The organism is Pseudomonas sp. P4_B4, assembly GCF_056402255.1.
This window is the reverse complement of sequence record NZ_JBFUHS010000025.1, coordinates 44,436-67,282: the sequence shown is the minus strand read 5'-3', so window position 1 is coordinate 67,282 and position 22,847 is coordinate 44,436. Positions and strand designations below refer to the sequence as shown.

The window sequence follows — 22,847 nt, the reverse complement described above, 5'->3', positions numbered from 1 at the left end:
ATCCACAGGGTGGTGAGTGCTATACTTTTTCTCAGATTGCATGAAGTGTGCAACGTTCCCCAGGGTACAGATAATCACTGCTGCCGGACAGAGGAGGTCTACAGCAAACACGAGTTTGGAGGTGTGGCATGAATCGACACTATTACATCAGCGACAATCTCAACGATMTCGAAACCGTTGAATATGAATTGGAAGCCAGCGGCATCAATTCCGAACAGATTCATGTGCTCAGTGAACAAGTTGCTGATGTAGAACAACATCACCTCCACGAGGTCAACTCGTTAATGGAACAGGATGCTGTTCACTCTGGTGAGATTGGTGCGGTAATCGGTGTGCCACTCGCGGCGCTGGTCCTGGGTGGTGCCTATTGGATGGGCTGGACCGAATCCGCCGCAGGCTGGATGCCTTTCATCTTCCTCGCCATTGTTGTATTGGGCTTCTGCATCTGGGAAGGCGGTTTTTTTGGGTTCCAGGTGCCGAACACTCACTTCCGCAATTTCAAGCAGGTGGTAACCGAGGGCAAACATATCTTCTTCGTGGATGTTGAACCGAATCAAGAATCGGTATTGGACCAGGTAATCAAACATCATCCAAAGCTGAAGATCGCTGGCACGGGAGCCGCAGCCCCCCACTGGACAGTGGCCTGGCAGCACAAATGGCATCAATTCAAGCGAGTGATATCGGGTTAGCGCCTGGAGAATCAAGGCCATCCGAAAGCTGCTTATTGGCCAAAGGAAATGACCCGGCTGAGGAAAACATAGTCTGCCTCGGTGGCCATCAGCCCGATGAGCACCAGTAAACACAAAGGTGGCACCAGTATGGCGTAGACCATGGCCAGGCGCTCCCATGCCATATGCATGAAGATAGAGACAATCAAACCTGCCTTCAACAACATGAAAGTGATAATCAGGGACCACCGAAGATAGCCATGGAAGTGGAAATAGTCGACAAGGTACGACATCGTGCTGAGGACGAATAACAGCCCCCAGATCTTAAGGTACAGACTGATTGGATGTTGCTGACCCTGAGCATGTGCCATCACTCGTGCTCCTCTACCATAAATAGAAGAATGCAAAAATAAATACCCACACCAGATCCACGAAGTGCCAGTAAAGCCCGGCTATCTCGACGTTCTGGTAGTTTCCGGAGCGCTCATAATCTCCGCGCCATACTTTCAGCGCCACAATGCTGAGGTAGAGGGCACCGATTGACACATGCAGTCCGTGAAAACCAGTAATCATGAAAAAGCAGGCACCAAATTGCGCCGCCCCCATGGGGTTGCCCCAGGGACGCACCCCTTCGGCGATGAGCTTGCTCCATTCGAATGCCTGCATGCTGACGAAAGTCACCCCCAGGGCAGCGGTCGCCAGCATCAGGGCCGTGGTTTTCGCGCGATTACGGCGATAGGCGAAATTGACGGCCATGGCCATGGTGCCGCTGCTACTGATCAGCACAAAGGTCATGATGGCGATCAGAATAAGCGGGATTTCCCTGCCGCCGATCGTCAATGCGAACACTTCACTGGGGTTCGGCCAGGTGCTGGTGATGGTCATGCGTACCGACATGTAGCCGGTCAGAAAACAGGTGAATATAAAAGTATCGCTGAGCAGGAATATCCACATCATCGCCTTGCCCCAAGGCACCTGCTTGAAGGCCTCTTTATCCGAGGACCAATCGCTGGCGATGCCCTGCCATCCCGGTGCTGGCGGCAAGCCTGGTGGATTGGATGAACTGATCTCGGCTTGGGCTTGGGCTTGGGCTTGGGCTTGTGGGTGCAATGCCATGGCTGTTCACCTCAGGCCGCAGAATCTGGCGATGGCTTCATAGGTTTGCGGCGTGCTGGCCAACAGCGCGAATAGCACGAACCACAGGCCCAGCAAGTAATGCCAATAGATGGCACAGAGCTCTACGCTGGCGCCAAGTTGCACCAGCGGCACATGACGCAGGAATTTAGCGACGATCCAGCACCAGGCGATCAGCCCGCCCAGTAGGTGGAGCCCATGCAGACCGGTCAACAGGTAGAAGAAACTGTTGGCCGGATTGCTCGCGACAAAGTAGCCCCAGGCGACAAACTGCTGCCAGACCCAGAGTTGCCCCGCCAGAAAGGCAATGGCAAAGACACCCCCCAATGCAAAACCAATGACAGTTGCGCCCAGCCGAGCCTGTCGGGCGGCCATGCGCGAGCACTGCAGTGCGATGCAACTCAATACCAGAAAAGCCGAATTCAGCCAGAGCGGTCGGAGATTGCCTAGCGGCGCCAAAGGCTCTGTCAGGGGTAGCCAGTCGGCCATTTGTGAACGGGCGACAAAGGCGATCAGGAAGAGGAAGAATAACGAACTCACCACCACCAGAAACAAGCGCAGACCTACCCTTGCGGTTTGCCTTCTATCGGCACCCTCGCCGGCCTGAATTCCCTCAGGGTCGCGACTCCAGCTGCCGCCGGGATCAGCGCCGTCGGCGTTTCTCAATAGCAGTCTGTTCATGTCTTGACGTCCGCTATTTTAGTTCCGGCACTGAGTTGCCGCATGTGCTCCAGCTCCTCGGCGGAAACCGTTTGCGGCACGAAATCCTGCTCTATCCCCGGCACACTGTAGTCATAGGCCCAGCGATGCACGACCGGCAGCTTCTCTCCCCAGTTACCGTGTTTCGGCGGGGTGTTCGGCGTCTGCCATTCCAGGCTGGCCGCGCCCCAGGGATTACTGCCTGCCGGCTTGCCCTTGAATGCACTCCAGGCCAGGTTGAACACGAACAGCAATTGGGACACGCCGACGATCAATGCGACCACCGTAATGAAGGCATTCAACTCTTGCGCAGACTGTGGGATGAACGCGTAGTTTTCATAGGCGTAGTAGCGTCGTGGCATGCCCTGGAAACCCAGGTAGTGCATGGGGAAGAAGATGGCGTAGGTGCCCAGAAAGGTAATCCAGAAATGCAGCTTGCCCAGGGTGTCGTTCCACATGCGCCCGGTGATTTTCGGGAACCAGTGATAAATGCCGCCGAACACCACCAGGACCGGGGCGACCCCCATGACCATATGAAAATGGGCCACGACGAAATAGGTGTCCGAGAGCGGAATATCCACGATCACATTGCCGAGAAACAACCCGGTCAGGCCGCCGACCAGGAAGGTGACGATAAAGGCCAGGGCAAACAGCATCGGCACGGTCAGATGGATGTCGCCCTGCCACAGGGTCAGCACCCAGTTGTAGACTTTCAGCGCGGTCGGCACCGCGATGATCAAGGTGGTGACGGCGAAGAAAAAGCCAAAGTACGGGTTCATTCCGCTGACATACATATGGTGCGCCCAGACCACAAAACTGAGTACGCCAATCGCGATAATGGCCCACACCATCATTCGGTAGCCGAAGATATTTTTACGCGCATGGGTACTGATCAAGTCGGACACCAGACCAAACGCAGGGAGAGCAACGATATAGACCTCCGGGTGGCCGAAGAACCAGAACAGGTGCTGGAACAATATCGGGCTGCCACCCTGGTGATCGAGCTGCTGCCCCAGCGAGATCATCGCCGGCATGAAGAAGCTGGTGCCCAACAGTTTGTCGAACAGCATCATGACCGCACTGACAAACAACGCCGGGAACGCCAGCAAGGCCATGATCGAGGCCATGAAGATGCCCCATACCGAGAGTGGCATGCGAAACAAGGTCATGCCGTGCGTGCGCGCCTGCAACACCGTAGTGACGTAGTTCAACCCGCCCATGGTGGCCGCGACAATGAAAATCGCCAGTGAGACGAGCATCAGGACGATGCCCCACTCGACCCCCGGTGTCCCCTGAGCTATGGACTGTGGCGGATAGAGCGTCCAGCCGGAACCTGTGGGGCCGCCAGGGACAAAAAAACTGCTGAGCAACACCAGTACCGCCACCAGGTAAAACCAGTAGCTGAGCATGTTGACGTAGGGGAAGACCATGTCGCGGGCGCCCACCATCAGCGGGATCAGATAGTTGCCGAAGCCGCCTAGAAACAAGGCCGTCAGCAAGTAAATGACCATGATCATGCCGTGCATGGTCATCGCCTGATAATAAGTACTGGCGTCCATGAACGCCAAACTACCGGGGAAGCCTATCTGCATGCGCATCAAGTCGGACAACACCAGAGCGATGAGCCCCACGAAGATGGCCGTCAACGAATACTGAATGGCTATGACCTTGTGGTCCTGACTCCAGATGTATTTGGTCAGGAAACTTTTGGGCTCGTGCAGTGCTTCTGTTTCGGCTTGCTCCGCATAGGCCATCACGTCATCCTCCTGTCGAAGTTTCGGTGCATTCCTGGCTGCTTTACGGCTACTTCCCTGGCTCCGCCTTGCTCGCATCAGCGTCGGCATTCGCTTTGGATTTGATGAAAGCGATCAGTGCATTCAGCTCCTCGTCACTCGGAGCCAATGCCGGCATGACGGCCGCATAGCCCTTGACGATTTTGGCATTGGGATGAAGAACCGAATCTTTGAGATAGCCCTCATCGACCTTTACGCTCGTATCGTCGGCAAAGGTTTCCGTCTTGCCATACAGGCCCTGCCAGCTGGGGCCGACGCCCTTGTTGCCATCGACACTGTGGCAGGCCAGACAGCCGAGCGACCCGGCCAGTCGCTGTCCCTGCGCCACCAGGTCTTCACCCGGGCTCGACGCTTCGCCGGTCGAAGGTTCATCGTCTTGCCGGGCAGCACCCAGTGATTTGATCAGGGTGATGACAGCACCCAGTTCATCGCCATTGAGAGTATAGGCCACCATGACCGGCGGGTAGCCCTGTACCAGTCGGGCCTTCGGATCGAGAATCGACTCTTTCAGATAGGCCTCATCGACCAGCACACTGGTGCCATCGGCAAGCTGTTCAGTGCGGCCGTACAAATCCTTCCATCCCGGGCCGAGACTGGCACCGCCATCCTGGCTATGGCAGGCCTTGCAGCCGAGTTGTTCGACCAACTGGCGGCCTTTTTCCAGCACGCTGTCTCGACTGGGCGTGGCAGCTGTGGTCAATGTCTGCGCAAAAGTCGGCTGGCCTTTGAGCCATTGATCGAAGACGCCCTGCTCTTCCACGATCATATGGCCGCGCATGTTGTAATGACCTACGCCACAATATTCAGCGCAAAGGACTTCGTATTTTCCGGTTTTAGTCGGCGTAAACCAAAAGTACGACACCATCCCTGGCACCATATCCATCTTGCTGCGAATTTGCGGTACATAGAAATCGTGCAGTACATCTTTAGCGCGCAACAAGACTTTCACCGGCCGATCGAGCGGAAGGCGAACTTCATTATTCATTACAAGCACATCGTCCTGCCCTGCAGGATCCTTGGGATCAACACCGAGGGGATTGGCGGAATTGACAAACTTGATATCCGACTTGCCCAACTTCCCGTCCTGGCCGGGAAATCGAAAGGCCCATTGCCATTGCTGGGCGACTACTTCAAGTTCGTAAGCATTCTTCGGCACCCGGATGAAATCGTTGTAAACAACCAGTCCTGGCGCCAACATCCCGGCAATACCTAGCGAGGTAACGACAATCAACCATAATTCCAGTTTTTTGTTTTCTGGCTGGTAGGCCGCCCTGGAACCTTCCTTGTGACGATAGCGCATCACCGCTACCGCCATGAATACCGTGATGGCAATGAAAAATATTCCGCTGATGATCAGGGTGATGAACAGGGTGGTGTCTATGGATCCCCAGTTGGATGCTGCCGGTGTCGCCTGCCAAGGCGCCAATATGTGGAATAGCACTGATGCAATAACGATTAGTATCAAGATAATTGCTATTGCCATTTCCTCTTCATCCTATTCCTGTTGTTCATCGGTTATGCAAAAGCATCGCCACTGACGTCCAAGCAGGGCAGACAACTACCACCCATCCGGGCGGCAAAGTCAGTAAGAAGTATAGAGCCATCGGCTTGTACCGCGAGGTCGGCAAGCGAGGCCCGGCGACCGGCTATACTGAATTTCTGATGACGGACGGCAGAGTTCGGCCAGAAGCGGCCCCAAAAGACGAACCCTGCCCTGGTGTAGTCATCAAACATAAGTGACGGCATTGAGCAGAGACGATAGCTACAGAGTCCAACAATCCACATGGGAGGTTTCGTCATGAGTGCCCTGACGATCGAAGGCTGGTGCAAAACCAGCGGCGCCCAAAAGTCCACCCCGATGGGGGAAGTCCATTTCTACGTCGACGGACCTCTCCATGTCCGTCTGGAGGAGGCCGAAGAGCGCTTGCAGAAGACCCACGAGCCTGAAGCCATGGTCGATGTCGATATGGACTCGATGGACTTGATCATGCCCGAGGGATACGCCCCCTTGTCCGACTGTCAAATGCGTGTCTATTTGCACGACGAACGCGGTCAGTTTCATCTGGTCGGGCACCGTGCGAGCGATGGCAGCTTGATCTATACCAATGCGGTATTGATTGATCAGTTGCTTGAGTAACGACTACGCGATTCCCGGGTTCGGTCTTTCTCCGTGGGTACCCCCACATGTGGAGAATCTGACTTTTTCAGGGGGGGAAATGACAGTACCTTGACCTGGTTTGTAAACCCGACCAGGTGCTTTTTTATGGCCGACCAGCTTGTACCCCCCCCCGTTTTTTCCATGGAATCCGCAAAAAAAGACGAAAAAATCGGCGGGGCTCTCAGCTGCCTCCCAACTCGCCGCAAAGCCAGTAATGGTGCTGGCTGGCGCTATCCTGGCAGGCAATGAGCGACTAGCCATTTCACTGCCGTTGGTCAGGATAATTGATCAAAAAATGAACGGAGCCGGGTTTTTTCGTTCAGAATACGCAACAGATGACACGGGCTCTGCCCCTCACCTGACCCCAGAAGCGGAAGTTAAACCTCCTATGCACCCAGTGCGATTGAGGTTTTTTGTTACCTGAAAATGGACATGATCGAATGACTAAAAGTTCATTCGAGAAACCCGCTATTGTCTTGCCAGCGTAACACCGCAAGATTAATTAATAGAAATTTCTGGATCTTGACTGCAATCAGCAACGGCAAATATCAACTAAGCCGTACATGAGAGCCATGTTGATTCACTATTATAACCAAGAGGTAACCATGGAACTTAGTATGCTTTCTTCGTCCACCGTGGAATATTTGCGTTTGGGCGTTGTATATTTCCATCTTATCGCTTGCTGTGTGGCAATCGGGCTGGTTTTGACCAGTGACATTGCAATGGTCAAGCAACTCCTGAAAGGCGATGCGTCAGGTCACCACGATGACGCGCACATGGAAAGCCTTCAAAAAACCGTATCGCTTGCACTTGTAGCGCTCTGGRTTACGGGCATTGGTATTATCGGGATCGATTATGCCGGCAAGGGGATGGAGTAYTTCCTCAAYCCMAAACTGCAAGCCAAGATCGGCATCGTTGTRCTGTTGACCTTTAACGGCTTCCTGTTGCATAGCGCTGTATTGCCGGCGCTGAAAAAAGCCGGTTCGTTACTGAAACTCTCCTTCARCCTGCGCATGCTGGCGCTGTTCTCCGGYGCCCTCTCTGGCGTGTCGTGGTTCTATGCCGCCATGCTCGGTGTTGGTCGTCCGCTAGCCTGGAAGTACTCGCTGGTGGAGTTGCTGGCAGCCTATCCGGTTCTCATCGTTGGTGGRTTCGCGATGATGGTACTGCTCACTGCCTGGGCAAAAAACAAAGACACCGAAGCGCGTAYGGAGCAAGGCACCWGGWCACCAGGCAACGCCGCCCTGGCTGGMTGGTRAAKCCAGGTTGAACAAGGAAGTTCAGCTTCAGTAAATAAATTCCGATTCTTTTAGCTGTTAACAAAATCTCACTTGAGGATACCCAAATGAAATCCATGAAAGTTCTCTTCGTAGTCGCCACCCTGACCGCTTCTTCTCTGGCCATGGCCACCGGTGGCGGTGACCGGACCTTCGCTCGCATGGAGTCGGCCCGGACAGTCTCGATGAAAGCCTTCCAGGTTGCACAGAAACAGAAGACTGAAGGCGCTGTAGCTGAAAGCAAAGCCAAGGCGACCGATCGCGCCAAAAGCTGATCTGAGTAGCGCGTCCCCAGGCCGACAATAATGTGCGGTCTCAAGCCTCAAATGCAGCACTCAAGGTGCTGCATTTGTCGTTTTAACCGAAATCCCGTTTACACAAAATCCAGTGTTCCGGGATAACCAGGCTCCCTTGGACCCACGCTTATGCCAGCCTCGCACATCCGCCCGTCACCCGCGCCACTGCTCAAACCTGGAGAGACGGTGGTCTTGTTCGACGGTGTCTGCAAGCTGTGCAATGGCTGGGTGAGGTTGTTGATTCGCCATGATCGCCAGCGGCGCCTGCGGTTGGCGGCGGTTCAGTCACCCGAGGGGCAGGCTCTGCTCGCGTGGGCGGGTTTGCCCATGGATCAATTCGACACCATGGCGGTGATCCGCGACCGACACTACTGGGCACGTTCGGATGCATTTTTCGAAATCATCGCCCAGTTTCCCGCACTCTGGCGCCCCGTGAATCTATTGCGCATCTTCCCTCGCAAACTTCGAGATTGGACATACGACCGCATTGCGCTTAATCGTTATCGGCTCTTCGGGAAATACGACACATGCCTGTTGCCGGAACCTGATCATGAACAGCGCTTTTTGAAAGCGCCCCAAACAAACGCCCGACAATGCCGGACGCCTGTTCTTCAGGACTGTACTCAGAAGCGATAGTTGCTGCTCAGCTCCAGCGTCCGTGGGGCACCGGGCGTGATTAGATCCACCGAACCATGCGCCGAAGCGTAATAGTCCTTGTCGAACACATTGCGCAGACGCAGGGCCATGTCCCATTTCGGCTGGTTGTACAGCAGCGCGGTGTCCACTGTTGTGTAAGCCGGCATGACCACATTGTTATCCAGCGCGGTATAGCGGTCATCGACATAGTTGGCCCCCAAGCCCACACGCCAGGTTTGCGTCAGCGAACGCACCAACCACAGGTTGGCGCTGTGGCGCGGCGTCAAGGTGGGTACCTGGCCTTCGTTGGCGACACCGTTGGTAAAGCTGTTGGACTTGGTGATCTCGGCATCCAGATAGGCGTAACCGGCATAGACCTGCCATTTGTCACTCAACTGCCCGCTGGCGGTCAGCTCAAGGCCATCGGTGCGCTGCTCACCCGCAAGCACCAGTTTGGTCGGGTTCGCCGGATCGCTGGTTTTCATATTGATGCGTTCCAGGCGGAACAACGCCGCCGTCAACGCCAGGCGATTGTCGAGCAGGTCCCACTTGCCGCCGATCTCGAAGTTGGTGGTCTCCTCTGGTTCCAGATCCTGGTTCGTCGTACTCAGGGCGAACATCTCGGCGGAGGGTTGGTAGGAACGGCTCACCGAGACGTAATAGGACTGCACTTGATCGGGCTGGTAGACCAGACCGACTCGCGGGCTCCAGGTCGTATCGGTGCGCGACAGCTCGCTGTGCGTCAGGTCATCGGCGTATTCCTGGTTGAACACGTCGTAACGCACACCCAGCAGAGCCTTCCACTGTGGCGCCAGTTCGATCAGGTCCTGTATATAGAAGCCGGCAGTGTCCTGGGTATTGGTACCCTTGGCGGTTTGCCGATTGGCCTGGAACGGCACGTCGACCAAGGCATCGCGGTACACCGGCACCCTGGCCACATTGGATTGGCTGAATACGGACTGGTCCTTCACCTGGCGCCCCAGCTCCACTCCATAGAGCAGGTTATGGTTCATCCCGGCGAGCACGGCGCGCTGCTTGAGTTCGGTCTGGTTGAACCACCCGTCCTCCTTGCGCTGCACGTTGCCGCGGTTGAGTTTTACCAGCAGTTCACCATTGGGAGCAGTGACGAAACGTGTCGGGCTGGAGTCCGCGAGTGTGTTGTTGCGATCCAGGTCGTAGTGGTAGTAACGACTGGTATTGCTCAGGCTGAAATCGTCGTTGATCCGGTAGTCGACACCCGCCGTGAACGAGAACACTTCGCTGCGGGTGTAGTCATCATCCGGGTCGGCGGCACCGAAGCGCTTGTCGCGGTCCACATCGACCGGTCGGTCGCCTCGTGCCGGGATACCGAAGTCGATCAGGCGCTTGTCATACAGATAGGTCGCGCCCAGGTCCAGTTCCAGATCATCCGAGAGCTTGAAGTAGGCCGAAGGCGCGATGGCCTTGCGGTCGATGTAGCCGTCGTCCCGGAAGGTATCGCTGTTCTCCAGCGCACCGGTCACACGAAAGGCTTTATCGCCTTGCTGCTGATCGGCCCAACCGGCATCGAACTGAGTGCGTTTTTTGCCCTCGCTGTCGACACTGACGCCGACCTCCTGCCTGGGTGCGAAGTTGGGTGTCTTGCTGATGCTGTTGATCAGCCCCCCCGAAGAGCCTCGGCCATAGAGCACCGCAGCCGGCCCCTTGATCACTTCCACCCGCTCGACGTTGGACAGATCCCGGAAGTACAGCGCATCGTCGCGAATGCCGTCGATGTACATGTCGCCAATGGCACTGAAACCACGGATGGTGACCTGGTCGCGCTGGCCGTCACCATTGGACAGGCCGATACCGGGGACATTCTTCAGCACGTCTTCCATCGACTGAGCCCCCTGATCCTTGATGACGCTCTGGGGAACCACGTTGACGGTTTGTGGGATATCCCGTAGCGGGGCATCGATCTTCAGCGCGCTCCTGCTCTCGGTCGACATGTAGCTCTGCTCGCTGTAATCACTGTTCACAGCGGTTGCCGGCAGGGTTAGAGCTGGCTGCGTTTCTGCCTGTAAATCAGGTACAACCAGAACGCCCAGCAACGACAGAGAGGCTGGGTAAATGCGCGATCGAGCCACCATGGACACCTTTGTATGAATGATCGCGCGAATAATAACGATTATCTTTTGTAAGTAAATACATATCATTCCGATACAAATCATTGACGCGACTCAGAACGATCGTCTCAATTTGATTGATGGCCGACAGAAGCGCTCCGTCCGGACGTCAAGCCTCGGGCCGTGACAGTTCAATATCCGACGCTCAGGGTAGGCGGCTACAGCTCCCCCCTCTCATGCCGATTGTCTGCGCCAGGTGCCGGGGGAAGTGCCGAATTGGCGTTTGAATGCGCGACTGAACGCGGCTTCGGAGTCGTAGCCAACGGCAAAGCCGATTTGCGCCACATTGCCGCGACCTTCGCGCAGGTGTTGAGCCGCCACGTGCATACGCCACAGCGTCAGGTATTGCATCGGTGGCTGGCCGACCAATGCCGTGAAGCGCTCGGCGAATACCGAGCGCGACATGCCCACCTCAAGCGCCAGGGCTTCTGCCGTCCAGCCCTCGGTTGGACGAGCATGCAGTAGCGCCAGTGCGCGCCCGATATGCGGATCGCGCAAACCCGCCAGCCACCCGCGCCGCTCAGCGGGAAGGCTGGCGACATACTGGCCGACGGCCTCGACGAATAACAGTTCGGATAGCTTGGCGATGACCGTTGTCGAGCCGACGCGGCCCGCCGCGATCTCACTGACAGCAAAACGGAAGGAGCTTTCGATCCAGGTGCCCGAAGCCGTCGCGCGCAGGTCCAGTTTCAATAAGGAAGGCAGCGACGAAAGCAACGGACTGAAGGGTGTTTCCGAACCGAGGAACCCGCACAACAACTGCGTGGCCTCACCGCCCCCGCCGTACTTGATCCGTGAAATGCCACCGATTTCTGGCGGCTCAATGACTTCTCTGGCCGGCATGGGCGCAAGGCTCAGATCGCTGCCAAAGGAATGAGCGTCGTTGCGAGGAAGCAGAACGAGCTCGCCTGCCCCTACCTCGATGGCGGCACCACCGTCGATTTGAATTTGCATGCGCCCAGAGGCGACAAAGTGCGACGCAATGATGTGTCGAGGTGCCGCCAGGAACGGCTTGCAATCATCCGCCGAGATTCTGCCATTGATGCACCAGGGCGCAGTGAGTTCCGCCTCGAGGAAGACGCCTCCAGACAGCCGAATCACACGCAAGACATCAGAAAGCGCATCCAACACTTGACCGCCCTCCTTTCCGGAGTCCGGAGCAGGTATTCAGGCGCACCGGTCATTCACCGCCTGAACTGCGACGCCTAGATTAGCACCAACGCGGACTCAGCGATCGGGATTGTCCCCAGAGGCTCATTGGCTCCGACGTCAACCGAAATTGCCCCATTCCAACTCAACCAGGGCAGCAGGAGATCCATATGAACAGCGTCGTTACCCTACCCGGCTCAGCGTCAGGCAACACCGCCCGTTATGCGCAAATGGTCAGATCATCGAAGAAGACCGAATGGCAGATCGATCGCGATCTGCTCCAGGACCGCAGTTTCGACTTCTCGCGCAAATTCCTGCCCGACGGACTCTCGCAGGTCGACCGCCTGACTTTTCTCGCCGCGGCCGAGGCACGCCTGCTCAGTCAGATCCAGGGCCGGACCTATGCGTATATCTTTGGCCTGGTCGAGCGTTTCATCAGCGCCAAGATGCTCGATCAGGGTCGGGCCCATGTATTTGACAATCAACTGGCGCTTGAAGCGTTGGTACGTTTTTCCAACGACGAGATCAAGCACCAGGAACTGTTCCGGCGCATGGAAACCATGATGAGTTCGAAATTACCCGCGGGATATCGTCAAGTTGCCGATCCAAACGAGGTGGCGCGCGCGGTACTCGCGGCCAGCACCTGGTCGGTGCTGGCGCTGACCTGCCATATCGAGCTGTTTGTTCAGGCGCACTACGTGCAAAGCATCGCCCCGCGCGAGGAGCTGTGCCCGTTGTTCAAGGATGTTTTCAAATTTCACTGGAAGGATGAAAGCCGCCACGTGGTACTCGATGAACTGGAGTGGCGGGACGAGCACGCGAAACTCTCGCCCGCCGAGCGCGACCAGGCAGTGAATGACCTGATTGCGCTGGTGGCGGCCGTGGACGCAATCCTGCAGGCACAATCGGCAGCCGATGCCGACTACTTCATCAGTAATGCTTCACGATCGTTCAGTGTCGATGAGTCAGCGCAAATCAAGGCCTGCGTGCTGAGCGCCTACCGCTGGCAATACATTATCTCTGGCGTGCAGCATCCTCACTTCGGCCGTTTGCTGACGCAGATGACAACGCCCGCACAGATGTCGCGGATTCAAACCGCACTGGCCCCCATCATGAGCAATTGACCGACAGTGCGCGACCGACTGCTCGTCGGCCGCGCGGCTGTGGGATGACGTGCTGATAATGAACTATCGAGGATGGCGGCCATGACGATACCGATGTGGATGCTGCTTGGGTTTGCGACCTGGACCTTGCTGCTGTTGATGGCAACCGTCGGGGTTTATCGCTGGGTAGGAATCCTGTTCTCGAGAGTTCCGATAGCCTCTTTCCGAAGCGATCGGCTCGAAGGCGAGGATTGGTATCGGCGCGGGACAAGGGCTCACGCCAACTGTGTGGAAAACCTGCCTGTCTTTGCCGTCATCGTATTCGTGATTACAGCCCTTGATGTCAATGGCGCAGCAGTGAATTACTTGTCCACACTCGTCCTGATCGCTCGCGTGTGCCAGTCACTGGTTCACGTATCCCATGAGCAAACCAATGCATTCGTGGCGGTTCGGTTTACTTTCTTCAGCGTTCAGTTGGTGTGTTTTCTCGCGCTCATTGTCATAGCCGCTTTTCACGGCATTTGAATAGGTGCCCGTTAGTCCTCAAAACGCCCCGTGCTGTCTCGATCGCGCTCGTAGCGTCGGGTGAGTGGAAACACCGGCAACCAGGCCTCGCGGCGCACGACCCAGCTCTCGTAGGTTGGCGTCAGCTGGTCAGGGGCATCCAGGGATCCGAGGTTCACTTCGATTTCGTCCGCGCTGCGTGAGAACACCGACGAACCACACTGCGGGCAGAAATGCCGCCCGGCGTAGTCACGTGTTTCACCTTCGATCGTCACTGCATCCTGATGAAATATCGCGGACGTGTGGAACAGCGCCCCATGATGCTTGCGGCAGTCGAGACAGTGACAAACGCCAACCCGGAACGGGCGCCCCGACGCAACAAGGCGCACCTTGCCGCACAAACAACCGCCGGTGAATCGGTCCATGCGGTGTCTCCTCCAGGCCGTCCGAAACGGCGTATCAGCGTGGAAACAGGAGCGTCACGGCGGCGCGAAAGCCCCAACCTTGCGGGCCGTCCTCCGGGCTGTCGAGCCAGTAGCGCGGGCCGGCCTGCACCGTCAGCGGTTGACCGCCGATTCTCAGCAGTTGGGTGACCGTCAGGTTGACCGGTACCGACCATTCGCGCGATTGCCAATTGTAGGTCGACTCGGTGTTCACCCCGTAGGTCGTGAACGTATGGGTGGTGTACGAGAGGAAGGGTTGCAGGAAGGTCTGGTTGACCTTTTCCTTGTCGTCCGGCGGGCTGTCGTCCAGGCCCCAGATATGGTTGGCCAGAATGCCTCGGGTCCAGCCGTTGGACTGCTTCAACGCCACCGCCGTCGGGCCGAGGCCCCATTGCTCGCTGCCGAGCAACTCGTCACTGCCGGTCGGTATCAGCAACGCCGGGCCGCCACCGAGTATCCAGCCACTTTCCGTGGGCTTGGTCGGCGAGAAGAAAAAACTCTGGGTGATATCGCCGGTGCCGGATTTGTCCGCCGCGCCATTGGGGGCCAGACCATGCTGATCGATGACCGGCAGAATGGTCCGGGAAATGAGGTTCCAGTCTTCGTTCAAGGCAAACGGCAGCACAGGCTGGATATTGGTCACGCTGTGCATGCCCTCACCGGTCGGCCCCATCTTCTGGTCCCAGTTGTACTGCACCGGCAGGCTGTACATCGCCGCGACCGGGTTGAGGGCTTTCTTCGCCAACTCTGCCGAATCTTCGGCCTGAGCCAGCGGGATGCAGCCCAACGCAACGACGAGTGTCGACGCGGTACCCATCCATCCTTCTTTCAAATCCATCTCACTCACCTGTAGACGCCAAAACCGGCGTTGCAAAGGGTTAGCGTAGGCAACTGTGATCGATGTGCAATTTTTCCTGGCCCCGTGTTTAACAGTTTTTGAGAGTTATTGATTCGGATTATCCCGCTGCTACGGGCAGCATTCGGCCCGCATTGACCGGCGTGCAAGCACCTGCTTTGCGTAACCGACCGGCGAGTACCAGTGCCCGAATACGAGGCGCCCAGACCAATGCCTGGAGCCAGGTCGGAACCCGAATGACAACTTTCATCACTTGAGAACCAAACACATGGGCATGTCGAATAAATGGATTGCGGGTATTGCTTTGAGCTGTGTATTTCAGGTCGGCTGTGTCTCGAAAGTGGCGCAGCAAGAGCAATACTCGGGCTTCCTGGGCAATTACCAGGGCCTGGAGGAGCAAACTACGCCGAGTGAGCAGAAAGTATTGCGCTGGGTATCGCCAGGGTTCGATCCTCGCGCGTACTCCACTGTGGTGTTCAGGCAGATGGAACTGTATCCATCGCCGCAGCCGACCGCGCGCGTCAGCCTGAAAACCCTGCAAGACTTGCAATTGATGGCCAGCGACAGCGTCAAGCTCGCCTTTGCCCGCCGCTATACGATCGTCCCTTATCCACAGTTGGCGCCGACCGATTCGCGATCGCTGATCCTGCAAGCGGCGATCACTCACGTCAGCGCCAACAACGAAGGCATGCACTGGTATGAGGCCGTTCCAATCGGGGCCATTGTCGGGGCGACACAAGCAGCCACCGGGCATCGGGATCAGACCGCCGAGATGTACATCGAAGCCAACCTGATCGACGCCAAAACCGGTATGCCGGTCGCCAAGATCGTGCGCAAGGTATTCGGCGAGACCGTCAAGAATGCCGAGCAGCCGATTGTTGCCAATGACTTCAAGGTTGCACTCAAAGGCATGACAGACGATATGCAGGCCCTCCTCCTCAAGCGTTGACGCTCAGGTAAACCCCATCGCAAGCAGACCGGCATGGGGTTTCAAGGTGACGTCACGCTGCGTTTTCCCTCTGACAAACCGTTAGCCGTGCCGACGCCTGACGTGAGGCTCAATGATGAAAATACTGGCTGAAACCTTAGCGGTCCTTATGGTGTTCTTGAGCACCTGTGCCTTGGCGATTCTTGTGATGCTCTTGAGCACCAGCGCCGAGGCGGCGACGGTGGTACCCCTCAAAGGCCAGACTTCCCAGACCATCCAGCAGGACACCAGTACCTGCCAGTCCCAGGCCAACGCGCAACATCCGGTACAAAGCACCGTGCCTTCCGGCGGTCGGGCCAAGGGTGCCGCAACCGCCGCGGTAGCCGGGGCTACCGCGGCAGAAGTTCGGGGCCGCCAACATGAAAACCTCTACGACCAGATCGACGACGATACCAAGCAAGACTATCGCCAGAACCGAGCACGCAGTGCCGCAGCTGCCGGCGCTGTCGTGGGGGGCTCCAGGCAACGTCAGGAGCGCAGGCAGAACCTGAGTGCGAGCGAACAAAGCATCACCGCCAACAACTCCGTCTACAGCAGTTGTCTGCAACAACGCGGCTACGATGTTTTGCCTTGATCGACGACGATGGCCTGAAGTGTTTATCGACCTTTTGAGCACGACTCAACGAACCTGACCGAATCCAACTTAAGGGCTCCACCGATGCGAATTGTATGTGTCCCTGTCGTGATGCTCGCGTCCTGGCTTCTGGCCGGCTGTGTCTCCTCCGCGAACGACCCGACTTTAACTTTGCAAACGGACAAATCGCCCGAGCAATATGTCGACTGCCTCGTACCGAAGTTAAAGGACGAAGAGATGAGCCCTGTCGTGTCAGGGAGCGAACGCAGCTACCGGGTTGTCGTTTCGAGCAAAGTTGCCGTAGACACTGTGTTGGAAACCCGTAGGGCACAGGATGGAGGCAATGTGTACCTTTACGAGCGCCAATTGCTGGCCTCAACCTTCAAGCCATCGAGCTTCGAGCGTGCCGCACAGGAATGCTTGTAGCGCCACACAGCGACTTGCCTGCCCTTCTCCCTCCAGACTTCGCCTGCCCCCCTCCAAAACAAAAAAGCCCCGGGCCCTTCATGAAAGGACCCGGGGCAAAGCCGTAGAACGAGAGGTGAGGATCGTTTACGCCGCGACAAACAAACCATGTACGCGATGTGCGTCAACGCTCCTCGAGATCCATTTAAAGCGGTAACGACCCTGATTCAAAGCTAATAAGAATCAAAAATAATCTTTCACAAACATGGCGCACAAAAAACACAATCATTGATTTGTATCCTGATAGTTCAGGTTGCAATTGAAACCTGTCGCAACAGCGAAGTTAGTTCATCCAAGCGTGGCTCCGCGCAACCCCACCTGCCCGAGCTTGCAGTTTTCGGATAGCGCAGATAATTCATTCCAAGCATTATTCACGGTGTCCAAATCAAAAACCGTGGGTCATCCAGCAATGCTTTTCCCTTGTTTGATTCAACTGACACCTCTGACAGGCCGGGCTGTTTGCCGCACGGCACGCCTCTGAAACGAGCCAGTCCGGCATTGTAAATGCGACATACAGTGCACCTTCCGCCTGGCCCTCATCTTCGTTCACTTCCCAGACCAGAATGTACCGAGCCAAATCCGGCCCCTATACTCAGGCCAGCACCGCCTGAACGGAAGATTTCTATGAGCTACACCTTCAAGTTGAAAAATGGCGCCGTGGCGGTATTCGACCCGGACAGCGCCATGCTTTCCATTACGACACCCCATGGAGATGTACAAAATTCCACGCTAGGTAGAGCTGAGTCGCGTCTGTTGGACCTGCTGCTCATGGAGCCAGGTGTCACTAAAAGCCGCGATGAAATCATCGACTACACCTGGAATGACCGCGTGGTTGCCTCTGGCAGTTTGAACCAAACGGTTTTCTCACTACGCAATATTCTCAATGACAGTCGAGATCACGAGATCCTGATGACTGTTCCTCGACGTGGATATTGCTTCAACCGGCAATGTGTCGTCGATGCAGAAGCAGATGTACCGGAACCCCGAGGGGAAACAGCGCAGCCACCCGCGCCCATCACTGAGCAACTACCGCCACCGGGTGGTGATGAACTGCTGGCACCTTCAGGTAAAACCATTAAATCCACCCGCATTACAAAGGCCCAACTGATCGCTTATGTCGTTACGCTGGCAGTCGTTGCCTTTACTATTTTTCAATTCGACTTCGACGCGCCAAAAATTGAAATTTCCAGCGTCGACAAGAATGGACTGGTCATACACGCCGTGGGCAGCGATCTTGCCGAGGCTCAAGCGCTGATGGATCTGTCGGTCAAACAAACTGAACAGCTACCTCCAAACCTGAAGGGTCAGGTCTGGATCAACCTGTATAAAGCCAATTATTCCGTTTCGTGCATTCGCCCGGATCTAAGCACTGCAAATCTGCAATTGAACAGCAGCGAAAGAGACCTCGCCTTGATGATCCGTCAATGTTTGGAAGTCACCCTATGAAGTTTGAAATTCCGCAAGCCATTCACTGGCCAATCATAGCCTTGGTCAATGCACTGTGCATTTTCTCTCTTGCTTACTCTCCTTCGCACTACATGGAAAACATCAGTTATCAAACAAAAGCCCGACAATGGCTGGAAGATCTTGATCAACTGAACACCGAAGAGTACCTCACTATCGGGCATGGCCGACTCACTGGAACCACGCTGGAAAGCCTGAATGGAAAAATCCGCAATGCGACCATTTCAGCGAATATAATCGGTGAAAGCAAAACCCACGTCGAAATCAAAGTCAGCAACATCAAACTCAGCCAGGACAATGAACTTTTTGCCATTGAAAAGACCCCTGACCTGTTCTTCAGACGTCAATATGTCTTGCAAGAAGGCGCCATCCTAAACTACGAATTGATTCCGACGCCGGATAAAAACGCCGTGTGCTTTTACGTACATGAACTTGGCCGCTTGCGCTGCATGAACCATTAATCGGCCTCCCGAACTGACTCAACTCCCGCTTGGCACAGGTTCATCTCAAAGAGTTTTTCAAACAAAAATAACACTTATTGATTTGAATCAAACGCCTCTCCTGCGAAAAATCCCTCGCCGATAATCTTTGGAATCGAGCCTGCTTGATTCTCGTCCGGGACAATGCCCTATACAGGAGAATCAAGTGAAAGCCATGCATATCCTGCGAATCCATAAATCGACGACTTTCGGATTCCTGGCGGTTTTATTTTTCTCCGCCATGCCACTTTATTCGCTAGCGCACGACGAGCACTCCGTCGAAAGCACGACCATTGAATATTATGAAATTGAAACAAGCCCGGATGACCGCCAGAAACTATCGCATCTGAAAATCCATAGCGAGAATGAGTATCATGCGGACGAACAGGACAGTGATTTTACTCTCCCTACCCCTTCACAAAGTGATACCGGCAGGCGTTACGCCAACTCGCGCATATTTTTTTGAGGAACGTGGTGTTTGCCGGGGCAAGCAGTGATCGGCCCCTTCTGACGACCTCGTAAATATGAGTTATTGACTTTGGCAGACACCATCGAAGTGAGATTATTTGCAGCCCAAGTCGTGGCAGAGATGCAGCTGACATTCTGCTCTGCCTGAATCAACTGTTAATAAGGAATCGTCTCGATGCTACTGAAAAACTTCGTCACCGTGTCGTTTGGTTTATTGCTTTCTCTCAAGGCCATGGCCGACGACAAGGGTGTCTACAGTGCCAAATTGACGAGTGTCGAAATCAACAAGAAGGTCCCAAGCGCAGTGAAAACCAGCTATCAGGTAAAAACCGGTTATTGTATTGACGACTTTTACTCCTTTACAGCTGCAGCCATTGACCCGATGAAACCCCAATCGCAGATCTTCAGTTCGAAAATTGACCCGCGCAACGTTCAACACATGGACGATTCACCGTTGGACAACAAGTACGCATTTTCGGCGGAACTGGAACTGATCCGGGGACTCTGACAACCCGTTCAAAGCCTATGGCAATGGGGTCGACCTCACCGACCGACAGGACGCCGAATCGCGTACCTTCTCCATGACTGCCTGTCAGGCTTGACCCTAATCATTTAACAGATGAGCCTTCAATTTCATGAGTATCGCACCGCCCGACGAGATCTTTCATTTGTCTTCTGCCTTGCCGAGCCAACTGAATAGAACAATAGGCAAATGGGAAATGAGCCTTATTCCGGCCGAGCAAGAGGCGCGCATTCGGCAACATAAGCTCTTTTACAGTCCCGAACTCCAGTGCAGCCGTCTTGAGTTCGACTCATCCGTCACCCTGGTCAGTTCTGTCCCTGCCGGGTTCGTGACATTCGCCATCTCGCAGCCCCCGGTTGGACGCCCCGTCGTAAACAATCACAAACTAAGGCCTGACGAAGTCATCGTACTGCACAGCGATGAAACGGTGCATTACACCTGCGAACCGAATGAAACACTTTTCACCATCACCACCACACTGGAAAACTATGACCGGTGCCGCCAACATCACTCTGTCATAGATATACTTGCAAACAGAACACAACACAGCTTCCAGGCTGAAAACTTTCAATTCATACAATCTGCCATTCAAGCCATCAGCGCCTGCTGTGTCGACATCAACGACGCTGCTTCAGTACAACGCAGCGAAGCAGAGGGTTCAGCAATTGAAAGTGTGGTTCTTGCTTCTCTGTTGCAGTCATTGACGCCCGCTGGCGGCTTCAGCCGCAAAGTCCCGACAAGACGAAAGGTGGCGATAGAAGCCATACAATACATTCATGAAAACACTAAAAAAACGCTCTCTATAAAAACGCTCGTAAGGCAACTTGAAACCACCACTCGCACCCTGCATTTTGGCTTTATTGAAACGTTCGGGATGTCGCCAATCGCCTATATCAGAAACCTGAGACTCGCAAGTGCCCGTCGCGACCTGATCAATAAAACGTGGCCCACCGTGACAGAAACCGCGATGTTCTGGAACTTTCACCATCTGGGCCGGTTTTCCAAGGCGTATCAGATTGCTTACGGAGAGACACCGTCAGAAACGGCCAGGCGTAACTCAGCCAAGCCCAGGAACACGACCTCATCCGTTTACAATCAGGTCGTTGGAGATAAGAGTTATCGTTAACGGACGTTTATCAATGCCCTGCAAATGATGATTAATAATTTCCTTTGTTTGACCACAGTTACCCACCATTGCTTATTTGCCCACTCAAGGAGATAAGCATGCAACATCGAATAAACACACTGCCACTCAAGCAGAAAATCGCCCTGTGCATTGCTGTCTATGCAAGCGGCATCTTATTGGCCTGGGTCATTGACTGGTACTGAAGACGTTTAATCCGCGACTGCAAGGTGCACAGTGAAATATTGATACCTCGGGGTTTTTCGATGATTGCCGCATATAAAGCGTTACTTGGAAGGCAAGCAGTCACTGTATGCCTGATTGCTGCGACGGGCTGGGCCGCATGGTTCTGTGCTGGAGGACTGGCTGAGCAATTCATCGCACGGAAGTTGAATAACGTTTATGCCGATCTGCGGGCTGCTCAAGTGGAGCCTAATGCGCAGATCGACAAAGTACTGGAAACCCTCGGCGATCTTGATCGTTCGGGCCAGGAATGCTCGGTCGAGCAATACTCACAACTGGCTGACCTGGTTAAAAACCAGCGATTTGTTGATCAAGCGGCAATCCAGTTGCCCAACGGCAAGATCTGTTCCTCCTACGGACAAGAACTCCAGTCGATACCAACCGGTAACGAGAAGCGTAAGTTCTCCGTTGGAAAACGAAGCTATTGGGTCGATTCCGCTCACGCAGTTTCTGCGGACAGCGACTTTATCATTGTGTCGGAACAGTCAACCTACGTCTGGGCAAACAAGAAGATCCTGCTCGACAATTTGAAGTTTCCCGAGGACCTGCAACTGGACCTCATCGGCCCCGGCGGCGCAGTGCCCATTGCCTCCACGGGCCCTCAGCCGCTGATGATGCAGAAGCCGTTCCACCTTGAAGAACTGGTTACCTCGGCAGACAAGGTCCTGATTGCCTTTGCGGGCAACCGAAATGAACTGATCGCCGTCATCTCTCTTCCGTTGAGTTACCTGACAAGTCTCAAATTCAAATTATTCATTGGCCTTGTGTGCGTGTTCGCAGCGCTGCTCTTGCTCGCAAGGTGTGCCCAACGGTATTACACCTCTATCGCCGTACGGCTTCGTAATGCCATGAAAGCCAACACACTGGGTGTTCACTACCAGCCTATCGTTAACTTGACGACGGGCTATCTGGTTGGCGCCGAATCACTTTCTCACTGGAGCGACAACGGCACCCATGTGCCTGCGGATGTTTTCATTCCAGTGGCGCAGAAGTCTGGATTGATCCGCGAACTTACACGCTCGGTTATTCGGCAAGTGGCGCAGGATTACAGCACCTACCTTTGGGCGTGCAAGGACTTCTACATTACGGTCAATCTTTGCGCCCAGGATATTCAGGACCCAACCCTTCCAGACTATGTGGCCGACCTGCTGGCAACCTACAACATGCCCGCGTCCGCCATGACTTTTGAAATCACTGAAAAGACCTTGCTCGATCAGAAGCCTGCCGCCCTGCAATTGCGACGACTTCGTGCGTGTGGTCATCGCATTGCCGTGGACGACTTCGGTATCGGCTATTCCAACCTCTCGCTCCTGGATTCGGTGCCTTTCGACATTCTGAAAATAGATCGCTCATTCATCGCAGACGACAAGATCGCTGCCGAGGATGCCTTGTGGCGACACATTGCCCGGTTGGCCAAGTCGCTAAGACTCAAGGTCGTGGCCGAAGGTGTCGAGACTCAGGAGCAACTGCCGCATCTGGTTTCGGAGGGGGTTGTATTGGCGCAAGGCTGGTTGTTCTGCAAAGCGCTGCCTGTTCAAGCGCTGGCAAGACGCTACTTTCAATGCCCGGCAAACATCCCGCCGTACGACCCAAAAATATCAATCAATGACTTCTATTAACCCCTCATGGCCCCTCAAATGCTCGCCGAACCCTAACA

25 protein-coding genes are annotated in these 22,847 nt (G+C 55.1%); 16 read left to right on the top strand and 9 right to left on the bottom strand.

The genetic code is table 11. The features are described from left to right. Positions 1 to 128: 128 nt before the first annotated feature. A complete protein-coding gene (locus AC1DVE_RS23330) occupies positions 129 to 689 on the top strand; it encodes a magnesium transporter (RefSeq protein ID WP_477784250.1) in 561 nt (186 codons plus the stop codon). Positions 690 to 721: 32 nt separating this feature from the next. Here the strand turns inward: AC1DVE_RS23330 and AC1DVE_RS23325 are convergent, their stop codons facing one another. From AC1DVE_RS23325 to AC1DVE_RS23305, 5 genes are read right to left on the bottom strand one after another with little or no spacing between them, the layout of a single operon-like run. After that, on the bottom strand, positions 722 to 1,039 hold the full coding sequence (locus tag AC1DVE_RS23325) for a cytochrome C oxidase subunit IV family protein (RefSeq protein WP_223455837.1): 318 nt from the start codon (positions 1,037 to 1,039) through the stop codon (positions 722 to 724). A 13-nt stretch (positions 1,040 to 1,052) separates the two neighbouring features. Continuing rightward, positions 1,053 to 1,784: a heme-copper oxidase subunit III family protein gene (locus AC1DVE_RS23320; protein ID WP_223455838.1), complete on the bottom strand. Its 732-nt coding sequence runs from the start codon at positions 1,782 to 1,784 to the stop codon at positions 1,053 to 1,055. A 6-nt stretch (positions 1,785 to 1,790) separates the two neighbouring features. Then, complete coding sequence (locus AC1DVE_RS23315) at positions 1,791 to 2,483, bottom strand: cytochrome c oxidase subunit 3 (RefSeq protein WP_223455839.1); 693 nt, start codon at positions 2,481 to 2,483, stop codon at positions 1,791 to 1,793. Beyond that, complete coding sequence (gene ctaD, locus AC1DVE_RS23310) at positions 2,480 to 4,255, bottom strand: cytochrome c oxidase subunit I (RefSeq protein WP_223455864.1); 1,776 nt, start codon at positions 4,253 to 4,255, stop codon at positions 2,480 to 2,482. Before ctaD ends, AC1DVE_RS23315 begins: the two co-directional genes overlap by 4 nt. 49 nt (positions 4,256 to 4,304) lie before the next feature. Then, complete coding sequence (locus AC1DVE_RS23305; protein WP_477784249.1) at positions 4,305 to 5,777, bottom strand: c-type cytochrome; 1,473 nt, start codon at positions 5,775 to 5,777, stop codon at positions 4,305 to 4,307. A gap of 315 nt (positions 5,778 to 6,092) precedes the next feature. Here AC1DVE_RS23305 and AC1DVE_RS23300 point away from each other — a divergent pair, with 315 nt between their 5' ends. The 4 genes from AC1DVE_RS23300 (at position 6,093) to AC1DVE_RS23285 (ending at position 8,661) form a co-directional block, all read left to right on the top strand. Further along, a complete protein-coding gene (locus AC1DVE_RS23300; protein WP_223455841.1) occupies positions 6,093 to 6,431 on the top strand; it encodes a hypothetical protein in 339 nt (112 codons plus the stop codon). Between the two features lie 626 nt (positions 6,432 to 7,057). Further along, positions 7,058 to 7,711 carry a hypothetical protein gene (locus tag AC1DVE_RS23295; protein ID WP_477784253.1) on the top strand — a complete coding sequence of 218 codons (654 nt, stop codon included), beginning with the start codon at positions 7,058 to 7,060 and terminating at the stop codon, positions 7,709 to 7,711. 86 nt (positions 7,712 to 7,797) lie between these two features. Further along, positions 7,798 to 8,004 carry a co-regulatory protein PtrA N-terminal domain-containing protein gene (locus AC1DVE_RS23290; RefSeq protein WP_223455843.1) on the top strand — a complete coding sequence of 69 codons (207 nt, stop codon included), beginning with the start codon at positions 7,798 to 7,800 and terminating at the stop codon, positions 8,002 to 8,004. A gap of 150 nt (positions 8,005 to 8,154) precedes the next feature. Continuing rightward, entirely contained in the window at positions 8,155 to 8,661 is a 507-nt protein-coding gene (locus AC1DVE_RS23285) for a thiol-disulfide oxidoreductase DCC family protein (RefSeq protein ID WP_223455844.1), read from the top strand. Here AC1DVE_RS23285 and AC1DVE_RS23280 read toward each other — a convergent pair. After that, positions 8,649 to 10,772, bottom strand: coding sequence for a TonB-dependent receptor (locus tag AC1DVE_RS23280; protein WP_477784248.1), 2,124 nt, complete (start codon positions 10,770 to 10,772; stop codon positions 8,649 to 8,651). The genes AC1DVE_RS23285 and AC1DVE_RS23280 overlap by 13 nt on opposite strands. Positions 10,773 to 10,982: 210 nt before the next feature. Beyond that, positions 10,983 to 11,939, bottom strand: a complete 957-nt coding sequence (locus tag AC1DVE_RS23275; RefSeq protein WP_223533198.1) for an AraC family transcriptional regulator — start codon at positions 11,937 to 11,939, stop codon at positions 10,983 to 10,985. A 188-nt stretch (positions 11,940 to 12,127) separates the two neighbouring features. On the opposite strand from AC1DVE_RS23275, the gene AC1DVE_RS23270 reads away from it, so the two are divergent. Together AC1DVE_RS23270 and AC1DVE_RS23265 are read left to right on the top strand one after the other, a co-directional pair. Beyond that, entirely contained in the window at positions 12,128 to 13,081 is a 954-nt protein-coding gene (locus tag AC1DVE_RS23270; RefSeq protein ID WP_477784247.1) for a diiron oxygenase, read from the top strand. Positions 13,082 to 13,162: 81 nt separating this feature from the next. Continuing rightward, positions 13,163 to 13,585, top strand: coding sequence for an MAPEG family protein (locus AC1DVE_RS23265; protein ID WP_477784246.1), 423 nt, complete (start codon positions 13,163 to 13,165; stop codon positions 13,583 to 13,585). Between the two features lie 11 nt (positions 13,586 to 13,596). On the opposite strand, the gene AC1DVE_RS23260 is transcribed toward AC1DVE_RS23265, so the two are convergent. Further along, positions 13,597 to 13,989, bottom strand: coding sequence for a GFA family protein (locus AC1DVE_RS23260; RefSeq protein WP_223455849.1), 393 nt, complete (start codon positions 13,987 to 13,989; stop codon positions 13,597 to 13,599). Between the two features lie 34 nt (positions 13,990 to 14,023). Then, positions 14,024 to 14,845, bottom strand: coding sequence for a transporter (locus AC1DVE_RS23255; protein ID WP_223455850.1), 822 nt, complete (start codon positions 14,843 to 14,845; stop codon positions 14,024 to 14,026). A gap of 286 nt (positions 14,846 to 15,131) precedes the next feature. Between AC1DVE_RS23255 and AC1DVE_RS23250 the strand changes: the two genes are divergently transcribed. From AC1DVE_RS23250 to AC1DVE_RS23210, 9 genes are all read left to right on the top strand, one after another. After that, on the top strand, positions 15,132 to 15,812 hold the full coding sequence (locus AC1DVE_RS23250; RefSeq protein WP_046037042.1) for a DUF3313 domain-containing protein: 681 nt from the start codon (positions 15,132 to 15,134) through the stop codon (positions 15,810 to 15,812). 115 nt (positions 15,813 to 15,927) lie between these two features. Then, on the top strand, positions 15,928 to 16,425 hold the full coding sequence (locus AC1DVE_RS23245; RefSeq protein WP_477784252.1) for a hypothetical protein: 498 nt from the start codon (positions 15,928 to 15,930) through the stop codon (positions 16,423 to 16,425). A gap of 84 nt (positions 16,426 to 16,509) precedes the next feature. Further along, positions 16,510 to 16,851 carry a hypothetical protein gene (locus AC1DVE_RS23240; RefSeq protein WP_223455851.1) on the top strand — a complete coding sequence of 114 codons (342 nt, stop codon included), beginning with the start codon at positions 16,510 to 16,512 and terminating at the stop codon, positions 16,849 to 16,851. A 663-nt stretch (positions 16,852 to 17,514) separates the two neighbouring features. Next, the gene (locus tag AC1DVE_RS23235) at positions 17,515 to 18,336 is read left to right on the top strand and encodes a winged helix-turn-helix domain-containing protein (RefSeq protein ID WP_477784245.1); all 822 of its coding nucleotides are present in this window, start codon (positions 17,515 to 17,517) and stop codon (positions 18,334 to 18,336) included. Beyond that, on the top strand, positions 18,333 to 18,815 hold the full coding sequence (locus AC1DVE_RS23230) for a hypothetical protein (protein ID WP_223455853.1): 483 nt from the start codon (positions 18,333 to 18,335) through the stop codon (positions 18,813 to 18,815). The genes AC1DVE_RS23235 and AC1DVE_RS23230 overlap by 4 nt, the downstream gene beginning before the upstream one ends. A 193-nt stretch (positions 18,816 to 19,008) precedes the next feature. Next, positions 19,009 to 19,299 carry a hypothetical protein gene (locus tag AC1DVE_RS23225; protein ID WP_223455866.1) on the top strand — a complete coding sequence of 97 codons (291 nt, stop codon included), beginning with the start codon at positions 19,009 to 19,011 and terminating at the stop codon, positions 19,297 to 19,299. Positions 19,300 to 19,476: 177 nt separating this feature from the next. Further along, positions 19,477 to 19,809 (top strand): hypothetical protein, encoded by a 333-nt coding sequence (locus AC1DVE_RS23220; RefSeq protein WP_223455854.1) that lies wholly within the window; start codon positions 19,477 to 19,479, stop codon positions 19,807 to 19,809. A 127-nt stretch (positions 19,810 to 19,936) separates the two neighbouring features. Next, the gene (locus AC1DVE_RS23215; RefSeq protein WP_223533202.1) at positions 19,937 to 20,950 is read left to right on the top strand and encodes a helix-turn-helix domain-containing protein; all 1,014 of its coding nucleotides are present in this window, start codon (positions 19,937 to 19,939) and stop codon (positions 20,948 to 20,950) included. A 263-nt stretch (positions 20,951 to 21,213) separates the two neighbouring features. Beyond that, on the top strand, positions 21,214 to 22,809 hold the full coding sequence (locus AC1DVE_RS23210) for an EAL domain-containing protein (protein ID WP_223455856.1): 1,596 nt from the start codon (positions 21,214 to 21,216) through the stop codon (positions 22,807 to 22,809). The last annotated feature ends 38 nt before the right edge of the window (positions 22,810 to 22,847 follow it).